18 protein-coding genes and 1 pseudogene are annotated in these 24917 nt (G+C 73.5%); 8 read left to right on the forward strand and 11 right to left on the reverse strand.

Features of this window, described 5'->3' with window-relative positions:
* Positions 1-65 precede the first annotated feature (65 nt).
* The 4 genes from egtD to egtA are packed head-to-tail and all read right to left on the reverse strand — an operon-like array spanning position 66 to position 4373.
* Positions 66-1031, reverse strand: a complete 966-nt coding sequence (gene egtD, locus ACJX2R_RS45325) for an L-histidine N(alpha)-methyltransferase (protein ID WP_413104849.1) — start codon at positions 1029-1031, stop codon at positions 66-68.
* Entirely contained in the window at positions 1028-1783 is a 756-nt protein-coding gene (gene egtC, locus ACJX2R_RS45330) for an ergothioneine biosynthesis protein EgtC (protein WP_413104850.1), read from the reverse strand. Before egtC ends, egtD begins: the two co-directional genes overlap by 4 nt.
* The gene (gene egtB, locus ACJX2R_RS45335; protein WP_413104851.1) at positions 1783-3111 is read right to left on the reverse strand and encodes an ergothioneine biosynthesis protein EgtB; all 1329 of its coding nucleotides are present in this window, start codon (positions 3109-3111) and stop codon (positions 1783-1785) included. Before egtB ends, egtC begins: the two co-directional genes overlap by 1 nt.
* Positions 3108-4373: an ergothioneine biosynthesis glutamate--cysteine ligase EgtA gene (gene egtA, locus ACJX2R_RS45340; RefSeq protein WP_413104852.1), complete on the reverse strand. Its 1266-nt coding sequence runs from the start codon at positions 4371-4373 to the stop codon at positions 3108-3110. The genes egtB and egtA overlap by 4 nt, the downstream gene beginning before the upstream one ends.
* A gap of 241 nt (positions 4374-4614) precedes the next feature.
* On the opposite strand from egtA, the gene ACJX2R_RS45345 reads away from it, so the two are divergent.
* From ACJX2R_RS45345 to ACJX2R_RS45365, 5 genes are all read left to right on the forward strand, one after another.
* Complete coding sequence (locus ACJX2R_RS45345) at positions 4615-5619, forward strand: NADPH:quinone oxidoreductase family protein (RefSeq protein ID WP_413104853.1); 1005 nt, start codon at positions 4615-4617, stop codon at positions 5617-5619.
* Positions 5616-6821, forward strand: a complete 1206-nt coding sequence (locus ACJX2R_RS45350) for an acyl-CoA dehydrogenase family protein (protein ID WP_413104854.1) — start codon at positions 5616-5618, stop codon at positions 6819-6821. Before ACJX2R_RS45345 ends, ACJX2R_RS45350 begins: the two co-directional genes overlap by 4 nt.
* Positions 6818-7969 carry an acyl-CoA dehydrogenase family protein gene (locus ACJX2R_RS45355; protein WP_413104855.1) on the forward strand — a complete coding sequence of 384 codons (1152 nt, stop codon included), beginning with the start codon at positions 6818-6820 and terminating at the stop codon, positions 7967-7969. Before ACJX2R_RS45350 ends, ACJX2R_RS45355 begins: the two co-directional genes overlap by 4 nt.
* A gap of 121 nt (positions 7970-8090) precedes the next feature.
* Positions 8091-9611, forward strand: a complete 1521-nt coding sequence (locus ACJX2R_RS45360) for a GMC family oxidoreductase (RefSeq protein ID WP_413104856.1) — start codon at positions 8091-8093, stop codon at positions 9609-9611.
* 164 nt (positions 9612-9775) lie between these two features.
* Positions 9776-9970, forward strand: a complete 195-nt coding sequence (locus ACJX2R_RS45365; protein ID WP_020866016.1) for a hypothetical protein — start codon at positions 9776-9778, stop codon at positions 9968-9970.
* A gap of 36 nt (positions 9971-10006) precedes the next feature.
* Here ACJX2R_RS45365 and ACJX2R_RS45370 read toward each other — a convergent pair whose 3' ends face one another.
* Together ACJX2R_RS45370 and ACJX2R_RS45375 are read right to left on the reverse strand one after the other, a co-directional pair.
* A complete protein-coding gene (locus tag ACJX2R_RS45370) occupies positions 10007-11395 on the reverse strand; it encodes a family 2B encapsulin nanocompartment shell protein (RefSeq protein WP_413104857.1) in 1389 nt (462 codons plus the stop codon).
* A 91-nt stretch (positions 11396-11486) separates the two neighbouring features.
* Positions 11487-12899: a family 2B encapsulin nanocompartment shell protein gene (locus ACJX2R_RS45375; protein WP_413104858.1), complete on the reverse strand. Its 1413-nt coding sequence runs from the start codon at positions 12897-12899 to the stop codon at positions 11487-11489.
* A 393-nt stretch (positions 12900-13292) separates the two neighbouring features.
* Here ACJX2R_RS45375 and ACJX2R_RS45380 point away from each other — a divergent pair, with 393 nt between their 5' ends.
* Together ACJX2R_RS45380 and ACJX2R_RS45385 are read left to right on the forward strand one after the other, a co-directional pair.
* Complete coding sequence (locus ACJX2R_RS45380; RefSeq protein ID WP_413104859.1) at positions 13293-14210, forward strand: phosphatidylinositol-specific phospholipase C/glycerophosphodiester phosphodiesterase family protein; 918 nt, start codon at positions 13293-13295, stop codon at positions 14208-14210.
* Positions 14211-14279: 69 nt separating this feature from the next.
* Positions 14280-14768, forward strand: coding sequence for a GNAT family N-acetyltransferase (locus tag ACJX2R_RS45385; protein WP_262697584.1), 489 nt, complete (start codon positions 14280-14282; stop codon positions 14766-14768).
* On the opposite strand, the gene ACJX2R_RS45390 is transcribed toward ACJX2R_RS45385, so the two are convergent.
* Positions 14749-16047, reverse strand: a complete 1299-nt coding sequence (locus ACJX2R_RS45390; protein WP_413104860.1) for an ROK family protein — start codon at positions 16045-16047, stop codon at positions 14749-14751. The genes ACJX2R_RS45385 and ACJX2R_RS45390 overlap by 20 nt on opposite strands.
* 72 nt (positions 16048-16119) lie before the next feature.
* The gene (xylB, locus tag ACJX2R_RS45395; protein WP_413104861.1) at positions 16120-17577 is read right to left on the reverse strand and encodes a xylulokinase; all 1458 of its coding nucleotides are present in this window, start codon (positions 17575-17577) and stop codon (positions 16120-16122) included.
* A 119-nt stretch (positions 17578-17696) separates the two neighbouring features.
* Between xylB and xylA the strand changes: the two genes are divergently transcribed.
* Positions 17697-18869, forward strand: coding sequence for a xylose isomerase (gene xylA / locus ACJX2R_RS45400; protein WP_262697582.1), 1173 nt, complete (start codon positions 17697-17699; stop codon positions 18867-18869).
* Positions 18870-19063: 194 nt separating this feature from the next.
* On the opposite strand, the pseudogene ACJX2R_RS45405 reads toward xylA, so the two are convergent.
* The 3 genes and pseudogenes from ACJX2R_RS45405 to ACJX2R_RS45415 all read right to left on the reverse strand — a co-directional run.
* A pseudogene (locus ACJX2R_RS45405) lies at positions 19064-20044 on the reverse strand (pectinesterase family protein); the annotation flags it as partial.
* A 516-nt stretch (positions 20045-20560) separates the two neighbouring features.
* Complete coding sequence (locus ACJX2R_RS45410) at positions 20561-21838, reverse strand: SWF or SNF family helicase (protein WP_413104862.1); 1278 nt, start codon at positions 21836-21838, stop codon at positions 20561-20563.
* Positions 21835-24786, reverse strand: coding sequence for a DEAD/DEAH box helicase (locus ACJX2R_RS45415; RefSeq protein WP_413104863.1), 2952 nt, complete (start codon positions 24784-24786; stop codon positions 21835-21837). The genes ACJX2R_RS45410 and ACJX2R_RS45415 overlap by 4 nt, the downstream gene beginning before the upstream one ends.
* Positions 24787-24917: the final 131 nt, after the last annotated feature.

The raw sequence follows: 24917 nt of genomic DNA on the forward strand, positions 1-24917 counted from the left end.
CCCCGCGCGGCCGCCGCCCGCGACCGATGGTCCCGGGCGGCGGCGTGCCGTGCTCTGTCGAGGAGTTACCGGCGCACGGCGAGCGACACCGCGAAGCGGCCCTCCGCGTCGGTCCACCAGCGCCGCGACTCCATCCCCGCGGCGGCCAGTTCGTCCCGCACCTTCTCCTCCCGGAACTTGGCGGACACCTCGGTGCGGACCTCCTCCCCGGCCGCGAAGTGCACCGCGAGATCCATGGCGGGGATCTTCGCGGTGAGCTCCTTACGGGCCCTCAGCCGCATCTCCATCCACTCCTCCTCGGCGTTCCACACCGCCACATGGTCGAAGTCGGAGGGGTCGAAGTCGGCGCCCAGCTCGCGGTCGAGCACCGTCAGCACGTTCTTGTTGAACGCCGCGGTGACCCCTTGGACGTCGTCGTAGGCGGAGACGAGCGTGGCCTCGTCCTTGACCAGGTCGGTGCCGAGCAGCAGCGCGTCGCCGGGCGCGAGCAGCTCGCTCACCGAGGCGAAGAAGGCCGCCCGCTCCGCGGGCAGCAGATTGCCGATGGTGCCCCCGAGGAAGGCCAGCAGCCTCGGCCCCGGGGTGTCGTCGGGCAGCGCGAGCCCGTTCATGAAGTCGGCCACCAGCGCGTGCACCATCAGCCGTGGATGCTCGGCCAGCAGGGCCTCCCCGGCGAGTTCCAGCGCGCTCTCGCTCACGTCGACGGGGACGTAGACGCGCAGATCCGGCAGCGCCCGGATCAGGTGGTGGGTCTTCTCGGAGGAGCCGGAGCCCAGTTCGACGAGGGTGCGGGCCCCGGTGGCGTCGGCGATCTCCGCCGCGCGGGCGACGAGGATCTCCCGCTCGGCCCGGGTCGGGTAGTACTCGGGCAGCCGGGTGATCTCCTCGAAGAGCGCGCTTCCCCGGGCGTCGTAGAACCACTTGGGCGGAAGCTGTTTGGGGGTGCTGGTCAGCCCGTCGGCCACATCGGCGCGCAGCGCGGCCGCGGTGGCGTCGGCGGGCAGGGTTCGGGTGACGGTGAAGGGGCTCAACGGGAAGCCTCCTTGAGTGCGGTGAGCAGTACATCGGTGCGGGTGGCGGTGAGCAGGGTGCGGTCGGGGACCTCGGTCCAGCCGGGGTCCTGGTCGTACGGCTCGGAGGCCACCACCACGCCCCGGTCCGGATCGGCCAGGTACCACAGCGTGTCGCCCCAGGCGGTGGCGGCGATGGTCTCGCCGTCCATGAGCAGCAGATTGAGCCGTGAGCCGGGGGAGGCGGCGGCGAGCTGCCGGGCGGTCTCGGCCAGCGCCTCCGGCGGCGCGTGGCCCAGCCGCAGCCGGTGCAGCACCAGCGCCCAGACGAACGCCGAGTCGCAGCGCGCCTCCAGGCCGAGCAGATCCGCCGGTGGCAGTGTGGCGGCGAGGTCCGCGACCGTGTGCGGCCAGTCGCGGAGCGCCCCGTTGTGGCTGAACAGCCAGGTCCCGGAGGCGAACGGCGAGGCGCCCGCCTCGCCGTCCGCGCTCGCCTCGGTGGCGTCCCTTACGGCGGCCATCAGCGCCCCCGTGCGCACCACGCGGGCCAGGTCGGCGAACGACAGATCGCCCCAGATCGGGCCGGCGCGGCGGTAGCGCGCGGGCACCGGGTCGTCCGAGGCGTACCAGCCGACGCCGAACCCGTCGGCGTTGACCGTGCCGTGCGCCTGCCGCCGCGGCGCCCACGACTGCCGGAACAGGCTGTCCGCGGGCGCCACGACCACCTCGCCGATGGAGGTCCGCGGCCCGAGGTAGGCCAGGTGGCGGCACATCAGGACGCGTCCCGCGCGGTGCGGAAGCCGGAGAAGATCTGGCGGCGGACCGGCAGGTCCCAGTTGCGGAACGTGCCCCGGCAGGCGACCTCGTCCACCGCGAAGGAACCGCCGCGCAGCACCTTGTGCGCCGGGCCGAAGAACACTTCCGAGTACTCCCGGTACGGGAAGGCGCGGAACCCCGGATAGGGCAGGAAGTCGCTCGAGGTCCACTCCCACACATCGCCGATCAGCTGCCGCACCCCCAGCGGGGAGGCGCCCCGCGGATAGCTTCCGGCCGCCGCGGGCCGCAGATGGCGCTGGCCCAGGTTGGCGTGGTCGGGCGTGGGATCCTCGTCGCCCCACGGATAGCGCCGGGACCGGCCGCTCTCCGGGTCGTGGCGGGCGGCCTTCTCCCACTCCTCCTCGGTCGGCAGCCGCCGCCCCGCCCAGCGGGCGTAGGCGTCCGCCTCGTACCAGCTCACATGCACCACCGGCTCCTCCGGCGGCACCGGCTCCGTCACCCCGAACCGCCGCCGCAGCCACTGCCCGCCCTCGCGGCGCCAGAACAGCGGGGCGGCGAGGCCGTGCTCCTGGATGTACGCCCAGCCGTCGGCCGTCCACCAGCGCCGCTCGGTGTAGCCGCCGTCCGCGATGAACCGCTCGTACGCGCCGTTGGTCACCGGAGTGGTGTCGATGTGGAAGGCCGGGACCAGCCGGTGGTGCGCGGGCCGCTCGTTGTCCAGGGCCCAGGGCTCGGCCGAGGTGCCCATGGTGAACGGGCCGCCCGGGACCAGCACCTCCTCCGGCAGCGCCTCGCCGTCCGCCGCGTCGGGCGGCGGCGGGGCGGTGAGCGCGGCGGGTCCGCGGCGCAGCTGATGGGTGATGAGCATCGTCTCGTCGTGCTGCTGCTCATGCTGCGCGATCATGCCGAAGGCGAAGCCCGCGTCGACCAGCGGGGCGCCGCGCAGTTCGATCCGCTCCAGGATGTCCAGCACCCGGCCGCGCACCTCGTGGACATAGCCGCGGGCCTCGGCGGGTGCCAGCAGCGGCAGGGTGGGCCGCTCGGCGCGCGGATGCTCGAAGGCGTCGTATATCGAGTCGATCTCGGGGCGCAGGGCGTCACGTCCGCCGACCGCGCGCAGCAGCCACTGCTCCTCCTGGTTGCCGATGTGCGCCAGATCCCACACCAGCGGGGACATCAAAGGGGAGTGCTGGGCGGTGAGGTCGGGCTCGTCCACGCAGGTGGTCAGGGTGTGGGTGCGGTCGCGCGCGGTGCGCAGCGCCTTCTCGGCGCGCCGGCGCAGCGCCTCGGGATCGATGGTGAGATCGGAATCGGGGGCGGTCATGACCGTCCCTCCTTACCGGTGAGGGGAGCGAGCAAATCGTCGGCGGGACATCGGCCGCGGACCACATAGCGGTCGGTGAAGGCGGCGACGGCGGCGGTGACGGCGGGGGAGGCGCCGATGCGCGGCAGCGCGTCCAGCGCCGTGGTGAAGCAGCTGACGGCGGCGGTCCGCAGCTCGGGGTCGGCCAGACCGTGACGGGCCGCGGCCCGCCACAGCGGATTGCCCGGTGCGGGCCGTGCGCCCGCCGTCTCGGCGAGCGGCTTCACCACCCGGTAAACCGTTTCAGCAGCCTCGGGATCGTCGAAGAGCGCGACCGTGACGGCAAGGGGGACGATCCAGCCGTCCTCACCGCTCTGCGCGTCGATCATGCGCAGTTCCAGATGGCCGCGCGGGCGGACGGGGGGAAAGAGCGTGGAGATGTGGAAGTCGAGGTCGTCGTGGGTGGGCGGCCGGGGCAGCCCCGTCCGGGCCCACCGGCGGAAGGTCACCCCGGACGGCACCGTCCAGGGCGCCTTCTCGTCCCGGATGGCCATCACGGGCGCGTCCAGTACGTAGTGGGCCCAGGCCGTGCGGGGATCCCGGCCGTCGGCCGGGGCGTGGGTGCGCCCGGGTTCCATCGCCGTCCACAGCGCCTGCCGGGTGGAGCGGTAGCCCGTGGGGCGGCCTTGGCGCAGCGGCGAGTTGGCGAACGCGGCGGTGAGCACCGCGCCCAGCAGATGGGCGAGCCGCCAGCGCCGTGCCATGCCGAGCGGTCCGGGCTCCTCGTGCCCGGCGTCCACACAGACCTGCACGGAGGCGGTGTTGCACATCATGGAGCGCCCGGCCGGACCCCGGCGGTCGAAGTAGGTCTCCATGCAGTCGTACCGGGGCGTGGTGAGGAAGCGTCTCGGCGGGCGCCAGGGGTCGTGTCCGTGGCCGGCGAGCCCGAGGCCGAGGCCGGTGAGTACGGAACGTACGAGGACCAGATCGGCGGTCGCGGACTCCACACACGCGGTGAGGGAGTCGGCCGGGAGGGAGCTGAGCTCCACCTGACCGCCGGGTTCGAAGGTGATGGCGGACCGCAGTGGCAGTCCGCGCAGGGCGGTGACCGCGGCTTCGAGCCGGGCCGCCTCGATGGGTCGTGCGGGGTCGTGCGGGTCGTACATGAGCCATTCGAGTTCGACTCCGATGCGGCGCGGCGGCCCGGTCTTGAAACAGATGCCGTGCAGCCTGGCCTCCATCTCGACCTCGCTGATCGCCTTGTCGTCGGGCACAGTCGTCATCTCCCGTCACGTTCCGGGAACGGCTCGCCGGGAAACGAACCGATATGTCGCCGTCCACTCTTAACTGCCGACGCGCCGGGCTCAAGGGCGCCTCCAGAGTTGCACAAGAGTTCATCCGCCGCCGGGTGGGCAGGTCAGGATGGCTGACGGTGGTGGCGGTTCCGCTCCTCGTACCGACTGGTTAGTATGTTCGACCCGGCGCGGTACCGCGTTCCGACGATCCGTTTGTGGAGGCCACCGGATGCAGACATGGCGAGTGCACGACAATGGCGAGCCCGGTGAGGTCATGCGCCTCGACGAGGTGCCGGACCCCCAGGCGGGACCGGGACAGCTGCTGCTGCGGGTCCGGGCCGTCAACGTCAACTTCCCCGACGCCCTGCTGTGCCGCGGCCAGTACCAGGTGCGGCCGCCCCTGCCGTTCACCCCCGGCGTCGAGGTGTGCGGCGAGGTCGTCGCCGTCGGCGAGGGCGCCGAGGGCGTGGTGGGCTCCCGCGTCCTGGCCACGCCCACGCTCCCCGCGGGCGGCTTCGCCGAGCTGGTGCCCGTGGAGGCGTCGGCCGCGCTGCCCGCGCCCGACGCCCTGGACGACGCCGAGGCCGCGGCGCTGCACATCGGCTACCAGACCGGCTGGTTCGGCCTGCACCGCAGGGCGCGCATCCAGTCCGGCGAGACGCTCCTGGTGCACGCCGCCGCCGGCGGGGTCGGCAGCGCCGCCGTCCAGCTCGGCAAGGCGGCGGGGGCCACCGTGATCGGCGTCGTCGGTGGCGAGGACAAGGCGCGGGTCGCCCGCGAGCTCGGCTGCGACCTCGTCCTGGACCGGCGCGCCGACGACATCGTGGCGGCCGTCAAGGAGGCCACCGGCGGACGCGGCGCGGACGTCGTCTACGACCCGGTCGGCGGCGACGCCTTCGTCAAGTCCGTCAAATGCGTCGCCTTCGAGGGCCGCATCGTGGTCGTCGGCTTCGCCAGCGGCGTCGTCCCCCAGGCCGCCCTCAACCACGCCCTGGTCAAGAACTACGCCATCCTCGGCCTCCACTGGGGCCTTTACAACACCCACGACCCGGCCGCGATCCGCGCCTGCCACGAGGAGTTGACCAAGCTCGCCGCACAGGGCACCGTCAAACCGCTGGTCAGCGAGCGCGTACCGCTGGAGGACGCGGCCGACGCCGTCCAGCGCGTCGCCGACGGCGTGACCACCGGCCGCGTGGTCGTCGTCCCCGGGCAGGCCGCCGGAGGGGACCGATGAGCACCACCCGGCACCGCCCCGCCGTGGACGCCGACGAGCTGCGCCGCCGCGTCCGTGAACTCCTGGACGCCCATCCGCCCGCCACCACCGACCGGGTGGACTTCCTGCGCGCCCGCTTCGATGCCGGGCTCGCGTGGGTGCACTACCCGGCCGGACTCGGCGGCCTGGACGCCCCGCGCTCCCTCCAGGCCGTCGTCGACGCCGAGCTGGAGGCCGCGGGGGCGCCCGACAACGACCCCCGACGCATCGGCATCGGCCTCGGCATGGCCGCCCCCACCATCCTCGGCTTCGGCACCGACGAGCAGCGGAAGCGGCTGCTGCGCCCGCTGTGGACCGGCGAGGAGGTGTGGTGCCAGCTGTTCAGCGAGCCCGGCGCCGGATCCGACCTCGCGGCCCTCGCCACCCGGGCGGTGCGCGACGGCGACGACTGGGTGGTCGACGGACAGAAGGTCTGGACCTCCAGCGCCCATCTCGCCCGCTGGGCCATCCTCATCGCCCGCACCGACCCCGACCAGCCCAAACACCGCGGCATCAGCTACTTCATCTGCGATATGACCGACCCCGGCGTCGAGGTCCGGCCACTGCGCCAGATCACCGGCGAGGCGGAGTTCAACGAGGTCTTCCTCACCGGTGTGCGGATCCCCGACAGCCGGCGGCTCGGCGAGATCGGCGAGGGCTGGCGAGTCGCCCAGACCACCCTGATGAACGAGCGGGTCGCCATCGGCGGCGGCCGCGTCCCCCGCGAGGGCGGCATGATCGGCCTGGTCGCCGACACCTGGCGGGAGCGGCCCGAACTGCGCACCCACGACCTCCACCAGCGGCTGCTGCGGCTGTGGACGGAGTCCGAGGCGGCCCGGCTCGCGGGGGAGCGGCTGCGCCAGCAGCTCGCGGTCGGCCAGCCCGGTCCCGAGGGCTCGGCCATGAAGCTCGCCTTCGCCCGCCTCAACCAGCGGATCAGCGCACTGGAGGTCGAGCTGCTGGGGGAGGAGGGGCTGCTCTACGACGACTGGACGCTGCGCCGCCCCGAACTCGTGGACTTCACCGGGCGCGAGGCCGGTTACCGCTATCTGCGCGCCAAGGGCAACTCCATCGAGGGCGGCACCTCGGAGGTGCTGCTCAACATCATCGCCGAACGCGTCCTGGGCCTGCCGCCCGAGCCGCGGACCGACAAGGACGTCCCGTGGAAGGACCTGCCCCGATGAGCACCGCCGACCTGCTCTACTCCGAGGCGGAGGACGATCTGCGCGCGGCCGTACGGTCGCTGCTCACCGACCGCTGCCCGCCCGCCACGGTGATCTCCGAGGCCGAGAGCGGCCGGGCGTACGACGTGGCGCTGTGGCGCGCGCTGGGCGCCGAGATGGGCACCGCGGGGCTGCTGGTGCCGGACAAGCTGGGCGGCCAGGGCGCCACCGCGCGGGAGGCGGCGGTGGTGATGGAGGAGCTCGGCCGCGCCGTCGCCCCCGTGCCGTACCTCACCAGCGCCGTCCTCGCCGCCGCCGCCCTGCTCGGCTGTGACACCGACCAGGAGGCCGTGGCCCGGCTGCTCGGCGCGGTCGCCGAGGGCCGTACGGTCGGCGCCCTCGCGGTGCCGCTGTCCACGGTGGCCGTGGTGCCCGGCGGCGGGTCCGGCGCGCCCGCCGTGACCGTACGGGCCGAGGGGGACGCTACTCTGAGCGGCCAGGTCTCCGGAGTCGCGGGCGCGGCGGGCGCCGATGTGCTGCTCGTCCCCGCCACCGGTGCGGACGGCCAGGGGCTGTACGCCGTGGAGACCGCCGAGACCAGCGTCACCGTCGAACCCCTCACCTCGCTCGACCTCACCCGCCCGCTCGCCGCGGTGACCCTCACCGGTGCCCCGGCCCACCGGCTGGCCGGGCCCGACCGGGCCGAGGCGGCCATCGGGCGGGCGCTGCTGACCGGGGCCGGGCTGCTCGCCTCCGAACAGCTGGGCGTGGCCGAATGGTGTCTGACCGAGACCGTCCGCCACACCAAGGAGCGCCATCAGTTCGGGCGCCCCATCGGCTCGTTCCAGGCGCTCAAGCACCGTATGGCCGCGCTGTGGCTGGAGCTGGTCTCGGCGCGCGCCACCGCGCGGTGCGCCGCCGACGCACTGGCCACGGACAGTCCGGACACACCGGTCGCGGTGGCCGTGGCCCAGGCGCACTGCGCCGAGGTGGCGGTGCGCGCGGCCGAGGAGTGCGTCCAGCTGCACGGCGGCATCGGTATGACCTGGGAGCATCCGGCGCATCTGTATCTCAAGCGGGCCAAGAGCGACGAGATCGCACTGGGCACCCCCGGCCGCCACCGGCAGGCGCTCGCCGCGCTGGTGGATCTGCCGGCCCCCACCGGCTGACCGGTCGGCGGCCCCACCGGCTGACCGGCCGGATCCCGCGAACCCGCCCCCGCTCCGCGATCACGCCACTAGAGTGCCGAACAGCTGTGCGGCACATCGGGTGGGTCCGGAACGGGGGCACATGATGAGCGACTACGACTACATCGTGGTGGGGGCGGGCTCGGCGGGCGCCGTGGTGGCGGCCCGGCTGACGGAGGCCCCGGACGTACGGGTGCTGCTGCTGGAGGCCGGGAAGGACGACGCGGCCGCGCAGATCCACGACCCCACCGCGTGGTTCACCCTCATCGGCGGTGAGCACGACTGGGGCTACACCACCGTCCCGCAGCCGGGCCTGGCCGGGCATCCGCAGGCCGCCGCGCGCGGCAAGGTGCTCGGCGGCTCCAGCAGCATCAATGTGATGACCTATGTCCGCGGCCACCTCGGCACCTTCGACTCCTGGGCCGCCGACGGCTGCACCGGCTGGGACGCCGCCTCGGTGCTGGAGACCTTCCGCGCCCTCGAGCACGCCGAGGGCCGTGACCCGCGCTTCCGGGGCACCGACGGCCCGCTGCGGCTCAGCCGGGCCGAGACGCCCAACCCGCTGAGCACCGCCTTCCTCGACGCCGCCAAGGAACTCGGCCACCCCTACAACGACGACTTCAACGGCGCGGAGAGCGACGGCGCCGGGCGCCATGAGTGGACCGTTCACGAGGGGCGCCGCCAGAGCACGGCGGTCGCCTATCTCGACCCGGCGATGGACCGCGCCAACCTCACCGTGCGCACCGAGGCCCGGGCACACCGGCTGCTCTTCGAGGGCGCCCGCTGCGTCGGCGTCGAATACGCGGGCTCCGGCGGTGTGGCACGTCGGGTGCGTGCGACGCGGGAGGTCATCGTGTGCGCGGGTTCGGTGGACTCGCCCAAGCTGCTGATGCTCTCCGGAATCGGCCCGGCCGGGCATCTGCGCGAAGTGGGCGTCCCGGTGCTGGTGGACGCCCCCGAGGTGGGGGCCAATCTCCAGGACCACCCCCTGGTCGGGCTGGTCCACGAGGCGGGCATCCCGCTGCCGCCGCCCCCGCTGACCACCGCCGAGGCGGCCCTGTTCACCCGGACCGCCCCGGGGCTGCCCCGCCCCGACCTGGAGGTGTTCCTCTTTCACATCCCGTTCCACCCGAGGCTGCTGCCGTTCCCGCCGAACAGCTTCACCCTGACGGCCGCCGCGATGCAGCCCCACAGCCGGGGCACGGTCCGGCTCTCCGGCGCGGACCCCGAGGACCGACCGCTGATCGACCCCGGGTATCTCAGCGACGGAAGGGACCTCGCCACCCTGGTCCAAGGCGTCGAACTGGCCCGGTCGCTGGCCGCCACCGACGCGTTCGAGGAGTGGCGGCCGCGCGAACTGCTGCCCGGCCCCGGGGTGAGCGGCCGGGACGGACTGGCCGACTTCGTCCGCGAGAACACCGGCACCTACTTCCACCATGTCGGCACCTGCCGGATGGGCGGGGACGAGCAATCGGTGGTGGATCCCCGGCTGCGCGTCCGGGGCGTCGAGGGGCTGCGGATCGCCGATGGATCGATCATGCCGTCGATCGTCTCGGCCAACACCAACGCGACCTGCGTCATGATCGGCGAGATGGCCGCCGAGCTGATCCGCGCCGACGCCTGAGCGGACTCGCCACGCCCGCTCACTGCGCGGGGGCGACCGCCGGGGAGTAACCGAACAGCAGATCGGCACCCGTATGGAGCACCAGGTGACGGCGGTCCAGGGGCGATTCTGGGCCACACTGACGGCCGGATTCCGATGCTCCGTAGTGGCCGAGGAGGCTCCCCATGGCCATTTCCATCTCCGTGGTCCTGCTGCTTCTGATCCTCACCGTGGTGTTTCTCCGCAGCGGCGGACTGCGCATCTCGCATGCGCTGGTCTGTGTGACGCTCGGCTTCTACCTGGCGAGCAGCAGCGTGGCGCCCACCATCTCCGAGGGGCTGGCAGCCACCGCGGACGTGGTCAGCAGCGTCCGTCCCTGATCCACGCCCGCGGCGACCGGTCTCTGACGGCCGGGCTCAGCGGCCGATCTCGACGTCCTCCAGCACACCGACCGCATCGGGCACCAGAATCGCCGCCGAGTAGTAGGCGGAGACCAGATAGGACGTCACGGCCTGCTCGCTGATGCCCATGAACCGGACGTTCAGACTGGGCTCGTACTCATCCGGGATACCGGCCTGATGCAGTCCGATGACCCCCTGACTCTCCTCCCCGGTGCGCATCGCCAGGATCGAGCTGGTGCCGGACTCGCTGATCGGGATCTTGTTGCAGGGCAGCAGCGGAACTCCGCGCCACGCCCGCACCGCGGTCCCGGCCACCTCGACGCCCTGCGGATACAGACCACGGTTGTTGCACTCCCGCCCGAAGGCGGCGATGGTGCGCGGATGCGCCAGCAGATACTGGGTCTTGCGGCGCCGGGCCAGCAGCTCGTCGAGGTCGTCGGGGGTGGGCGGGCCGCTGCGGGTGTGGATGCGCTGGGACAGGTCCGCGTTGTGCAGCAGCCCGAATTCCCGGTTGTTGACGAGCTCGTGCTCCTGGCGTTCGCGCAGGGCCTCGATGGTGAGTCGGAGCTGCTGCTCGACCTGGTTCATGGGTTCGTTGTAGAGGTCGGCGACGCGGGTGTGGACGCGCAGCACGGTCTGGGCCACGCTCAGCTCGTACTCCCGGGGCTCCAGTTCGTAGTCCACGAAGGTGCCCGGCAGGGCAGGCCCCCCCGAGTGGCCGGACGCGATGGCGATATCGGCCTCACCGCGCCGGTTCTGAGCGGGCACGGTCCGCTCGGCGAGCCCCTGGAGATGGTCGCGCAGCGACGCGGAGCGCTCGGCGGCCTCCTGGACGACGCGGCGGGGGAGGGTGAGCACCGTGGTCCGGGTGACGGCCCGGGCGGTGAACTCCCAGGTGTGCTCCGGACCGGTCAGGACCGCGTCGCCGAAGTACTCCCCGTCGGCCAGCACCGCCAGCGTGCTGCCCTCGTCATACGCTCCGGGGGCGATCTGGCGGACCTTGCCATGGGCGATCAGGAACACCTGGTCGGCCGGGCGGCCCGCCTCCACCAGCACATCCCCCGGCGCGTACTCGCGCTGCACACAGCCGTCGGCCAGCGCCTCCAGCGCGGAGGTGACCCCGAAGCCGCGCAGCGTCGGCAGCTCGCCCAGCTCCGGCGGGATGACCCGCACCTGTGATCCGGTGGTGATGAACTCCACCCGCCCGTCCCCGACCGTGTAGGTCAGCCGGCGGTTCACCCGGTACGTACCGGCCGACACCTGGACCCAGGGGAGGACGCGCAGCAGCCACCGGGAGGAGATGGCCTGCATCTGCGGAACGGACTTGGTGGTGGTCGCCAGATTCCGTGCGGCGGCCGTGCCCAGACTCAGCGGCTGCTCACCGGACTCCACGGAGGTGGTCATAAGTGCTCATCACCCATTTCGGTAGATCTTCGGGAAGGTATGCGAAGGCCACAGGCCCGGTCGGGTGGACGTCAGGGCCCGTCGGGCCGATTCAGAGCCCGACTTCCACGTCCTCCAGAATTCCGAGCGCGTCCGGGACGAGCACGGCCGCGGAATAGTAGGCGCTGACGAGATACGAGATGATGGCCTGCTCGCTGATTCCCATGAACCGCACCGAGAGGCTCGGCTGGTATTCGTCGGGAATTCCGGTGCGGTGCAGTCCGATGACCCCCTGGTTCTCCTCCCCGGTGCGCAGAACGAGAATGGAGCTCACCCCGCTCCCGGAGACCGGAATCTTGTTGCACGGGAGGATGGGCACGCCCCGCCAGGCCGGCAGCGCGTGCCCGTTCACCTCCGTGGGCTGCGGGGAGATGCCATGGCTGTTGAACTGCCGGCCGATCGCCGCGATGGCGCGCGGATGCGCCAGGATCAGCCCCGGGTCCTTCCAGACGGTGGCCAGCAGCGCGTCGAGGTCGTCCGGGGTGGGCGGGCCGCTGCGGGTGTGGATGCGCTGGGACAGGTCGGCGTTGTGCAGCAGGCCGATCTCGGGGTTGTTGATGAGCTCGTGCTCCTGGCGTTCGCGCAGGGCCTCGATGGTGAGGCGGAGCTGCTGCTCGACCTGGTTCATGGGTTCGTTGTAGAGATCGGCGACGCGGGTGTGGACGCGCAGCACGGTCTGGGCCACGCTCAGCTCGTACTCCCGCGGCGTCAGTTCGTACTCCGCGAAGGTGCCCGGCAGGACCGGCTCGCCGGAGTGGCCCGAGGCCAGGGCGATGGCCGCCTCCCCGTGCTCGTTCCGCTCGGTCTCCGGCGCCGAGCGCACCGCCTCCACATGCGCGCGCAGCTCGGGTGAGCGGTCCAGCTGCTCCTCGAACTCCTGCCGGGGCAGGGCCAGCACCGTGCAGGACGTCACGGCCTTCACGGTGATGCCCCAGGTGCCCGCCTCGGCGGCGGTCAGCTCCGGCTCCCCGATGTGGTCGCCACCGGCGGCCAAGCCGACCACGGACGGCTCGTCGAACGCGCCCTCGGTCAATTTCTCGACCTTGCCATGGGCGATGAGAAGGAGCTCATCGGCCGGGCGCCCGGCCTCCACCAGCACATCGCCGGGCGCGAACTCCCGCTGGGTGAAGCGGTCCGCCAGGGCTTCGAGCACCGCCGCGTCCTCGAACCGGCGCAGCAGCGGCAGCTCGCGCAGCTCGACCGGGATGACCCGCACCTGTGATCCGGTGGTGGTGAACTCCACCCGGCCGTCCCCGAGCGTATGGGACGCCCGGCGGTTCACCCGGTAGGAACCACCCGGAACCTGCACCCACGGCAGCATGCGCAGCAGCCACCGCGAGGTGAGCCCCTGCATTTGCGGAACGGATTTGGTCGTCGTCGCCAGGTTCCGCGCGGCCGCCGTGCCGAGGCTCAACTGCGGCTGCGAAATGTCGGTACCGGAACCCGGTTCAACGGACGTCGTCATCGTGAATGCTCACCCAACCCTGTACGGACCTTGAAGAGAAATTCCGATCGAGCAACTGCCAAGCTATCAGCGGACTTTGGGCCGTTGCATTCACTCAAAAGAGTGCCCGGGTGCGGGTTATGGCGGCGGTCGCCGACGGGTAAACATTCCGAATGCGTCGTGGGCCGACGGCCGGTGCGCCCCCGCCCGTTCACCCGGCGCGCGCATCCGCCCCGCGCCCCCACGGGCACCGCCGCAACCGCCCCGGCACCTCGGGAACGGCGAGGAAATGGCCGGGGACCACCGGTGGAACTCTTCGCTCAGTACTGCCCTTTGGGCGTACGGCCGTCCGATACTCACTGGCGTCGAGCCTGCGTATCCGGCACCGCGCCGGGACGAGAGCCGGGAGGCCCCATGGACCGCCGTACACGCCGTGCCTTTGTCGTCACCCTCGGAGCCGCCCTGGCGGGCGGCGCCGCCGCGCCCGCGTTCGCGGGCACGTCCGCCTCGCTCGGCGACACCGCCGTCGCGAAGGACGGCTCCAAGGACGGCGCGAGGGACCGCGCCAAGGGCGAGCGGCCGCTGGCCAGAGCCCACGCCCACAACGACTACGAGCACCCGCGTCCGCTCCTCGACGCGCTCTCCCACGGCTTCGGCAGCGTCGAGGCCGACATCTGGCTGGTCGACGGCCAGCTGCTGGTCGCGCACGACGCCACGGACCTCGACCCCACCCGCACCCTGGAATCGCTCTACCTCGATCCGCTGGCCCGGCGGGTGAAGGCCAACGGCGGCCGCGTCTACCGCGGTTACGACCTGTCGCTCCAGCTGCTGATCGACCTCAAGACCGCCGGGGAGCCCACCTACCTGGAGCTGGCCAAGCGGCTGCGCCGCTACGGCCACCTGTTCAGCGCCGCCTACGGCGGGGTCGGCGGCCGGGTGCGCCGCGGCGCGGTGACGGCCGTCATCTCCGGCGACCGCGGCGCCCGGGCCCCCATGGAGGCCGAGAAGGTGCGCCACGCCTTCTACGACGGGCGGCTGGAGGACCTCGGCTCGGGCGTGCCCGCCTCCTTCATCCCGCTGGTCAGCGCCGACTGGACCAAGACCTTCACCTGGACGGGAGCCGGTCCGATACCGGCGGCGGAGCGCGAGACACTGCGCCGTCTCGTCGCCTCCGCGCACGACGCCCGGCAGACCGTGCGCTTCTGGGCCACCCCGGACGTGGCAGGTCCGGAGCGCGACGCCCTGTGGCATGAGCTCCTGGCCGCCGGCGTGGACTACCTCAACACCGATGACCTCGCGGGCCTGGAGGCGTTCCTGCGCGCGGCCCGCTGACGCCTCGTGGGGCGGCGGCCGGGGAGAAAACCACTCGCGTGCCGCCGCCCGCACGGCCATCCTGGCCCCATGCTCATCAGGACCGCCACCGCCGAGGACTGGCCCGCCATCTGGGCCTTCCTGCGCCGCATCGTCGCCGCGGGGGAGACCTACACCTACCCCCGCGACCTGGACGAGGACCGGGCCCGCGAGATCTGGATGCTGGAGCCCCCGAGCCGTACCGTCGTCGCCACCGACCCGGACGGCACGGTCCTCGGCTCGGCCAAGACGAACCCCAACCACATGGGGCCCGGCGCGCATGTCGCGGGGGCCAGCTTCATGGTGGCACCCGAGCACGGCGGGCGCGGTGTGGGCCGCGCCCTGGGCGAGCATGTCCTGGACTGGGCGCGCGCCGAGGGCTACAAGGCGATGCAGTTCAACGCCGTGGTGGAGAGCAACACCCGGGCGGTGGCGCTGTGGCGCTCACTCGGCTTCGAGATCATCGGCACCGTCCCCAAGGCGTTCGCCCACCCCACGAACGGCTATGTGGGGCTGCACATCATGCATCGCTTCCTCTGATCCCGGCCGGCTCACCCGCCCCGGCGGGGTCCCTGAACCCCGCCGGATCGTCGAGGACCGCCTGCACCACCGAGCTGGCCCCGCCCAGCAGCGGCCCGTCCGGGCCGAGCCGGGAGACGGTCACCGCCCCGCTGCCCGGACGGGCCGGGTCGGTCAGCCGCCGGCCCAACTCCCGCTCCAGGGCGGGCAGCAGCCAGGGCGCCAGCGGCGTCAGCGCGCCGCCCAGCACCACCTTCTCCGGGTCCAGGAGGTTCACCGCGCCCGCGAGGGCGATCCCGAGCGCCGAGCCCGCGCCGCGCAGCGCACGCCGCGCCCGCTGGTCGCCGCCGGCCGCCCGCACGGCCAGCACGGCGATACGGCCGCCGGGGCCCGGGTGCTGTGCCGCGGCCTGCTCGGGGGACAGGCCGCTCGCCCGCAGCACCGCCTCCTCGCCCGCGTACTGCTCCAGACAGCCGCGTCCGCCGCAGACGCACTCGGGCCCTTCGGGACGCACCGGCACATGGCCCAGCTCGCCCGCGAAACCGTGGGTGCCCCGCAGCAGTTGCCCGTCGAGCACGACCGCCGCGCCGATGCCGATCTCGGCCGAGACATGGACGAAGTCCCGGGGCGCCGGATCGTGGCCGCCCCGCCACAGCTCGGCGAGCGCGCCCAGATTCGCCTCGTTGTCCACGGTCACCGGCAGACCGGGCAGCGCCGCGCGCAGCTCGGGGCCGATGTCCACCCCCTCCCAGCCCAGGTTGGGGGCGCGGACGACCAGCGACGAGTCACGCGCCACCAGACCGGGCACCGCCACCGCGAGCCCCACCGGCCGCAGCCCGCCCAGCTCCGCCTCCGCCGCGACCTGCCGGACCAGACCGGCGAGCTGGGCGAGCACCGGGGCCGGTGAGCGGTCGCGGTTCGCCGACGCGAGCTCCGTACGGGCCCGTATCCGCCCGGCGAGGTCCATCGCGCACACCGCGAGATGGTCCACCCCGATCTCCGCGCCGAGACCGGCCGGACCGCGCTCGTTCAGCTGGAGGGCGCTGCCGGGGCGGCCGACCGTACCGGGCCGGGAGGGGCCCAGCTCGACCAGCAGCCCGTCCCGGATCAGCTCGTCGACGAGCGTGGAGACGGCGGCCCGGGTGAGCCCCACCCGCGCCGCCACCGCGGCACGGGACAGCGGGCCGTGGGCGGCCACGGCGTGCAGCACGAGGGAGAGATTGCGCCGGCGCATCGCCTGCTGGGTGTTGGGCAGTGGCGCTGCCACCTGAATCCGTCTCCTCTCGGCCGATCCGCTCATTGTGCCGGGCAGGTACGACAACCGGGGCCGCTCGGCCGCCGCCGTACGGCGTTCCCTCGTGGCATGGCGCGCTCAGCCATGGCGCAGCAGACCGTCCGCGTCCGCCAGCACCCGGGAGAGCCGCTCCAGCGCCGCCTCGTCGCGGGGCACCGGACCGTAGGACGGCCCTTCGGCGGTCGCCCAGCGCCGCGCCACCGCCGCCGGATCCTCGCCCAGCACCAGCCCCGCGGCCTGCGCGGCGGCCCCGAGGGCGACCAGTTCCTCGGCCCGGGGCACCTGGACCGGGCGTCCGCTCAGCCGCCGGACCGTCTCCCGCCACGCGGTGCCCTTGGCGCCGCCGCCGATGAGCAGCAGCGGGGCGTCGGGCGCCGTGTCCGCGTCCAGCACCTGGTCCAGCGCGGTGAGCAGGGCGAAGACGGCGCCGTCGTAGGCGGCCTGGAGCACCTGCCCGGGTGTGGTGTCGTGGCGCAGTCCGTGCAGCAGCCCCGAGGCGTGCGGCAGATGGGGGGTGCGCTCGCCGTCGAGGAACGGCAGCAGTACGGCCGAGCCGCCCGGCTCCACCGCCTCCCGGTCGCGGCCCAGCAGCGCCGCGATCCGGTCGACCGCGAGCGTGCAGTTGAGCGTGCACGCCAGCGGGAGCCAGGCGTCACGGGTGTCGGCGAAGCCCGCGACCACCCCGGTGGGGTCGGTGGGCCGGTGGGCCGAGACCGCGTAGACGGTGCCGGAGGTGCCCAGGCTCAGCACCGGTTGCCCCGGGCGCAGACCGAGCCCCAGAGCGGCCGCCATGTTGTCGCCCGTGCCGGTGGCCACCAGGGCGCCGGTGGGGAGCGGCAGATCGGGCAGCTCCCGTACGGTCCCGGCGGCCTCGCCGTGGCGCAGCACGCGCGGCAGCAGCTCGGGGGCGAGCCCGACCCGGCCCAGGATCTCCTCGTCGTAGGACTCGGTGCCCGAGGCCCACCAGCCGGTGCCCGAGGCGTCGCCGCGGTCGGTGGTGCCGTGGCCGGTGAGCCGCTCGGTGAGGTAGTCGTGGGGGAGCCGGACGGCCGCGGTGGCTCGGGCCGCCTCCGGTTCGTTCTCCATGAGCCAGGCCCACTTGGTGACGGTGAAGGCGGGCGCGGGCAGGCTGCCCACTCGCTCCGCCCACGCCTTGGGCCCGCCCAGCTCCTCGATGAGCCGGTCGCGCTGCGGCGCGGAGCGCACATCGTTCCACAGCAGTGCGGGCCGCACCGAGCGGCCCGAGGCGTCCAGTGTGACCAGGCCGTGCTGCTGACCGCCCACGGAGACCGCGGCCGCCTGCCGGGCCGGGGTCCCGCACTGGCGCAGCGCCTCGGTGAGCGCCTCCCACCACTGCTCGGGCACGGACTCCTTACCGGTGCCGTCGCTGCCGCCGCCGACGGTGTGCGGGGCCTGTCCCCGGGCGACGACCGCACCGGTCGCGGAGTCGACGACGAGCGCCTTGGTCGACTGCGTGGAGCTGTCCACGCCGACGACGAGCGGTCCTTGCGGCACGGGCACGGCTGCTGCTGCCATCTCGCGCTCTCCCTTGCGTTCATGGGGCGTGCGGTGTGCGGGCTGTAACGGGGCTTCCCCGGAATGCTCGCGCATACTAATTTGTAAAGCGCCATGACGAAATAGGCGAGGGAGCCGCGATGAGCTACAACCCCACCCCCGAGGACAGGTTCACCTTCGGACTGTGGACGGTCGGCTGGCAGGGCCGGGACCCGTTCGGGGACGCCACCCGCCCGGCGCTCGACCCCGTGGAGTCCGTGACCCGGCTCGCCGAACTCGGCGCGTACGGCGTCACCTTCCACGACGACGACCTCATCCCGTTCGGGGCCTCGGAGACCGAGCGCGAATCGCATATCAAGCGCTTCCGGCAGGCCCTGGACGCCACCGGGATGACCGTGCCCATGGCCACCACCAACCTCTTCACCCATCCGGTCTTCAAGGACGGCGGCTTCACCGCCAACGACCGCGATGTGCGCCGCTACGCGCTGCGCAAGACCATGCGCAATATCGACCTCGCCGTCGAGCTGGGCGCGAAGACCTATGTGGCCTGGGGCGGCCGCGAGGGCGCCGAGTCCGGCGGCGCCAAGGACGTACGCGCCGCGCTCGACCGGATGAAGGAGGCGTTCGACCTGCTCGGCGCGTATGTCACCGAGCAGGGCTACGATCTGCGCTTCGCCATCGAGCCCAAGCCCAACGAGCCGCGCGGCGACATCCTGCTGCCCACCGTCGGTCACGCCCTGGCCTTCATCGAGCGGCTGGAGCGGCCCGAGCTCTACGGGGTCAACCCGGAGGTCGGCCACGAGCAGATGGCCGGGCTGAACTTCCCGCACGGCATCGCGCAGGCGCTGTGGGCGGGCAAGCTCTTCCACATCGACCTCAACGGCCAGAACGGCATCAAGTACGACCAGGACCTGCGGTTCGGCGCGGGCGATCTGCGGGCCGCCTTCTGGCTGGTCGACCTGCTGGAGACCGGAGGCTACGAGGGCCCGCGCCACTTCGACTTCAAGCCCCCGCGCACCGAGGACATCTCGGGCGTCTGGGCCTCGGCGGCGGGCTGCATGCGTAACTACCTCATCCTCAAGGAGCGCGCGGCCGCCTTCCGCGCCGACCCCGAGGTCCAGGAGGCGCTGCGCGCCTCGCGCCTGGACCAGCTGGGCCTGCCGACCCTGGACGAGGGCGAGACCCCGGCGGCGCTGCTCGCGGACCGCACGGCCTTCGAGGACTTCGACGTCGAGGCGGCCGCCGAGCGCGGTATGGCCTTCGAGCGCCTTGACCAGCTGGCCATGGACCATCTGCTGGCCGCGCGCGGCTGACCGCGTCCGGCTGGGCGTGCTCGGTTGACCGCGTCCGGCTGGGCGTGCTCGGCTGACCGCGTCCGGCTGGGCGTGCTCGGTTGACCGCGTCCGGCCGACCCTGTCCGGTTGACCGCGTCCGGCCGCTGGTCCCGCCCCCCGACGGGACCGGCGGCCGGGGCTCTCACCGGCTCAGGACTCCGGCAGCCGACCGCTCAGGACGACGGCTGCCAGCCGCCGAGCCAGTCGGCGATCTCGTAGTCCGCGGCCTGGGCGTCGGTCAGCTGCGGACGGTCCGTGCTCGCCGCACCGGAACCGGCGCCGGTGTTCTTGTACTCCGCGAAGCGGTCGTCCTTCCAGGAGAAGCCGCTCATGTCCGTCCACGGTGTGGTCTTGATCGCCGCTGACAGATCCGTATTGCGGACGATCGCCTGCGGATCGAGGCTGGCGTCGCCGCCCGCGTGCCAGGGACGGCCGAGATAGAACGACCGGCTGCTGACATCCCCGGTGATGTTGCTGTTGATGAACAGGAAGCCCTTCTTGCCGGCCGCCGTCGAGGGCGCCGCGACATAGCCGCCGGAGCTGCCGTCGTAGCGCTTGACCAGCCGGATCGCCGACTTGTTGATCACGGCGGAGGCCCGGCCGAAGATGAAGTCGACATTCCCCTGGATCCAGGCGTTGTTGACGTACACCCGGCCGACCTTGTCCTTGCCCGCGGAGTCCAGCAGCAGGGTGTCCTGGTCCCCGACCGCGCCGATGTTGTCCAGGACGATCCGGTCGCCCGCGGTGCGCAGCGCGACCGCCTGCTTGTCGGTGATGCTGGTGTTGCCCTCGTTGAAGTCGTTCACGAATTGCAGATTGCGGGCCTGGAAGTCATCGGCCTCGATAGCCACGGTCGCGCTGCCGCTGGTGCCGTAGGTGCCTCCGCCGGGCTTGGGGGTGCCGGAGGCGTTGTTGTAGACGATCGTCACATCGTTCTTGCTGCTCGTGGTCCCCACCAGCCGGATATGCGGCTTGTTGGCGGGAACCTTCACCGTCTCGCGGTACGTACCGGGCTTGATGGAGATGGTGACGGCGGACGGGTTGTTCGCCGGCACCGCGTCGACGGCCGCCTGCACGGTGGTGTAGGCGCCGCTGCCGTCCTTGGCCACCACGATGGTGGCCGCCGCGGCCGTGGGCGTGTCGGCTCCGGGCGTGGCGGCGTGGGCCGGGGCGACGGCGAGCCCGACGCCGGTGGCCAGGGCCAGGGAGCCGATGAGCGGAGCGGGGCGGCGGCGCCGGGGGCGCCGTGGACTGAGGGTCATGGTCGGTGACTCCGTCCCGTGGAGGCGTGCCGAGGGGGTTGACGCCTTACGGTCTCCACGGCCCGTCCAAAGGTTGCCGCCCCGCCGCTTTCGGCGTGGCCGGCTCTTCGGCCCGGCTGGCTCTTCGGCCTGTCTCGTCCACGGTCACCGGCCGCACCGGACGGGGCAACGCCGAACCGTGGTCCGGCCGCCCGTGCGGGCCGGCCCTTTGAGGCGTACTTCGGCCGCCCCGCGAGCCGGGGCGGCGGCCCGGGCCGCATCCTTCCGTACGGGCGGCCGGGCCCGCTACTTCCCTGAGGCCGGGCCTCGCGCCGTCCTTACCGGCAGCACCATCGGGATCGGGCAAACCTCCGAGCCCGAGGCCCGGTACCGGTGGCGGAGGGATACTGCCACCGGTACCCGGCCGCGTCAGCCGTCGGAGCCGGGCATCGCCAGCGCCGCCGCCGGGTCGTGTCCGGCCGGGCCCGCGGGCCACCAGCGGCCGCGCTCCCTGCGGTACGGCCACCAGCGGCCGTCGTGGCCGTAGCGCACCTGGAGATCGGCGCCCACCACCGTCCACCGGTTCGCCGTGGCGCGCAGCCGGGGAGCCCGCTCGTCCCCCTCCCAGGCGGCCGCGAGCTGGGCCCGAGCCCGTGCGAGGGCCTCCGCGTCCGGTGTCCACTCCTCCTCCAGCACGGTGAGCGCGGCGGCCCCGCCGTGCTCCCAGGCGCGGACGGCCCGCGCCAGATCGGTGCGGTCGCGCCCGCAGCCCGTCGCGAGCCGGGCGGCGACCGGGGCCGGGGGACCGGCGGCGGTCAGCCGCACCGCGTCCTGCCACACCGTCAGCCCGGCCGGGACCGGGGCGGTGGCGTGGCCGGGGGCGAGCGCCTCGGCCAGCAGCCGCTGGGCGCGTACCGCGGCGTCCGCCGCCAGGAACTCCAGCGCGGCCACGTCCAGCCCCTCGGCCGGGTCCGTGCCGCCCGCCAGCGCCGGAGGACGGCCGGGCGCCGCGACGGCGGGCGGGGGCCCGGGCAGCGGCGGCGGACCGGGCGCGGCGAACGCCTCCCGGGCCGGTACGCCCTCCGGAGCCGACGGAGCGGCGTCGTCCGCCGCCCGCGGAAGGTGCCGGGCGGCCCGCGCCGCGCTGCGCACCTGGAGCTCGTCCAGCAGCTCCCGCTCCCCACGTCCGCGCATCAGGAGCAGCACATACGGATCCTCGTCCAGCAGCCGGGCGAGCTGGTAGCACAGCGCCGCGGTGTGCGGGCAGTGGTCCCACGCCTCGCAGCCGCACTCCGGTTCCAGGTCGCCTATCCCCGGCAGCAGTTCGACGCCCACGGCCGCCGCGTCCTCGGCCAGCTGCGGGGGCATGTCGCGGTCCAGCAGGGCGGCGATATGGCCGGAGCGGTCCGCGACCACCTCCAGCAGCCGGTCCCATTCCGCGCCCGTGAACTCCCGCAGCAGCACATCGGACCGGTAAGGCGTGCGGTCGCGGTCCCGCACCACGGCGGTGACCCGGCCGGGGCGTACACACACCGCGCCCACCGCTCCCTCGCGCGCCTGCTTGCGGCCGCGCCTCAGCTGCTCGCCGTCCAGCGCCGTGTCCTCCAGGGCCTTCAGCCACGCCTGGCCCCACCAGGTGCGGGCGAAGCCGCGGCCACGGGCGGGCGGCAGTGCGGCGAAGGTGCGCTCGGACTCGGTACCGCTCATCGTTCGGTCCCCCTCAGCTCCACGAGCTCCGCCAGCTCGGAGTCGGTCAGTTCGGTCAGCGCGCCCTCGCCGGAGCCGAGCACGGCGTCCGCCAGCTCCCGCTTGCGCGTCAGCATCGCGGCGATGCGGTCCTCCACGGTCCCCTCCGCGATGATGCGGTGGACCTGCACCGGCTGGGTCTGGCCGATGCGGTACGCGCGGTCGGTGGCCTGCGCCTCGACGGCCGGGTTCCACCAGCGGTCGTAGTGCACGACATGCCCGGCCCGGGTGAGGTTGAGCCCGGTGCCCGCCGCCTTCAGCGACAGCAGGAACACCGGGACCTCGCCGTCCTGGAAGCGCCGCACCATCTCCTCGCGCCGCGCCACCGGCGTACCGCCGTGCAGCAGCTGGGCCGGCACCCCGCGCGCGGCCAGGTGGCCCTCGAGGATGCGCGCCATCTGGACGTACTGGGTGAAGACCAGGACGCTCGCGCCCTCGGCCAGGATGGTGTCCAGCAGCTCGTCGAGCAGCTCCAGCTTGCCGGACCGCCCGGGGACCACCGGCCGGTCCTCCTTCAGGTACTGCGCCGGGTGATTGCAGATCTGCTTCAGACCGGTGAGGAGCTTGACGATGAGTCCGCGCCGGACGAGACCACCGGTGCCGGAGATCTCGGCGAGGATCTCGCGCACCACCGCCTCGTAGAGTCCGGCCTGCTCCTTGGTGAGCGCGACGGCCCGGTCCGTCTCGGTCTTGGGTGGCAGCTCGGGGGCGATACCGGGGTCCGACTTGCGGCGCCGGAGCAGGAAGGGGCGGACCAGTTTCGCCAGCCGCGCGGCGGCCTCGGGGTCGCTTCCGCTCTCCACGGCCTGGGCGTAGCGCCTGCGGAACGCGCTATGGGTGCCCAGCACCCCCGGCGTGGTCCAGTCGAGGATCGCCCACAGCTCGGAGAGGTTGTTCTCGATGGGGGTTCCGGAGAGCGCCACGCGGGCCTTCGCGCCGATGGTGCGCAGCTGCCGCGCCGTCGCCGAGAACGGGTTCTTCACATGCTGCGCCTCGTCCGCGACCACCATGCCCCACGGCCCTGCCTCCGCCAGCCGCTGTGCGTCGAGCCGCATCGTGCCGTAGGTGGTGAGGACGAACTCGCCGTCGTCAAGGCCGTCCAGGCTGCGCGCGGAGCCGTGGTAGCGGCGCACCGGGGTGCCCGGCGCGAACCGCTCGATCTCCCGCCGCCAGTTGCCCATCAGCGAGGTGGGGCAGACCACCAGAGTGGGCCCGGAGGCTTCGGGGGTGCCCATACGGTGGAGATGGAGGGCGATCAAGGTGATGGTCTTGCCGAGCCCCATGTCGTCGGCGAGACAGCCGCCGAGGCCGATCGAGGTCATCCGGACCAGCCAGTCCAGGCCGCGCAGCTGATAGTCGCGCAGTGTGGCGGCCAGGGCGGAGGGCTGGGGCGCGGGCGCCCGCTGCGCGCCGGCGGTCCCCTCGGGGTCGGCGAGATGGTCCCGCAGGGCCGCCAGCCAGCCGGTGGCCCGCACCTCCACATCGGTGCCGTCGGCCTCCGTACGACCGGTAAGGACGGCACCGAGGGCGTCTGCGGGGGTGAGCTTGCGGTCCTGCCGGTCCCGGACGCGGCGCGCCGCCTCGGGGTCGAGGAGGACCCATTGGTCGCGCAGCCGTACCACCGGCCGGCTGGCCTCGGCGAGCCCGTCGAGCTCGGCGCGGGTGAGCTCCTGGTCGCCCACGGCGAACCGCCAGCTGAACCGCAGCAGCGCGTCGGCGGAGAGGAAGGCGGGGAACCGGGGCCCGGCGTCGTCCCGTGTCTCGTCCTCGCCGTCCGGGCCGATGACGGCGCGGGCGGTGAGCCCGCGGGCCAGCTCCCTCGGCCAGTGCACCTGGACCCCGGCGGCGTCCAGCGCCCCGGCCGCCGGACCGAGCAGCTCGGTGACCTCCTCGTCGGCGAGGTCGAGGGCGTCGGGCACGGCGGCCGACAGCAGCGGGGCGAGCGGCGCCCAGGCGCGGGCCGCGCGCCGCAGGGTCAGCAGGGCGTCCATACGGGCGCGCGGACCGAGGGCCGGGGTGATGGGCGAGGTGCCCGCCCAGACATCCGCGGCGTCCGCGACCAGCGCCGGATCGGTGAGGCTGTGCAGCTGGAGGACGGCACGGAAGCGCGGCCCGTCCGCCTTACCGTTTCCACCGACGCCGTGCAGCAGCTCGATACGGATCGAGAGCCGCACCCCCGCGTCATGCCCGGCGGCCACATCGGCGGCCCAGGCACGCTGTTCGGGCAGCCGCCGTGGCGCCGGGGCGGCGAAGGCGGGGCCGCCCGCGGCCAGCGCCGCCGCGGGCGAGCGCGGCAGCCCGTCCGCCACCGCGTCCAGGAACGCCCGCAGATGCCGCTCGGGCTCGGGCAGCAGCACCGGCCCGGAGACGGGCAGCGGCGTGGCGTGCGCCGTGGGCGGCATGGCGGCGGCCAGCTCACGCACCCGCGTCAGATCGTCGGGGGTGAGCGGGCCGACCCGCCAGGCGTCGTGGTCGGTGGCGCTGAGCCCGGGCAGCAGCCTTCCGCGGGCCGCGAGTTGGAGGGCGAGTACGGCGGCGGCGCCCCAGAAGGCCGTGGCGGGGTCGCACCGCCCCGGACCGGCCTGTGCGGCCCGCGCCCGGGCCCGGGTGAGCACCGGCAGTGCCTCGGCCAGGGGCAGCACGAGCGCCCTTACGGTGTGCGTCCGGACGTCGGGAGTGGTGGGGCTGGGGCCGGTGGGGTCGTCATGGGGAGCGTCATCGGTGCCGTCCACCGGGACGACGACCGTCAGTTCCTCGGCGGAGCCGGTGGCGGGGCCGGGCGGAGGCGCGCCGCCCGGCCGCCAGAAGGCGACCCGGCCGGTGCGTGCCGGGTCACCGGGAAGGAAGACCGCGGTGCAGCGGGAGAGTTCTGCGATGTCGGAGGGTGTTGCCGCGGAGGGTGGTGTCACAGCGCTGAGCGTTCCTCAAATTTGACTAGTCAAGCCGGGGCCGCCCGAGGGTACAGGATCGCGGCGCGGGGAGGAACCGGGTGCCGTCGGTGTCCGTTGTGTGGAGTGAGTGCGGCTATGGGCCGTGAAGG

The sequence above is a fragment of the Streptomyces sp. Inha503 genome (genome assembly GCF_047215865.1).
Taxonomy (GTDB): domain Bacteria; phylum Actinomycetota; class Actinomycetes; order Streptomycetales; family Streptomycetaceae; genus Streptomyces; species Streptomyces lycopersici.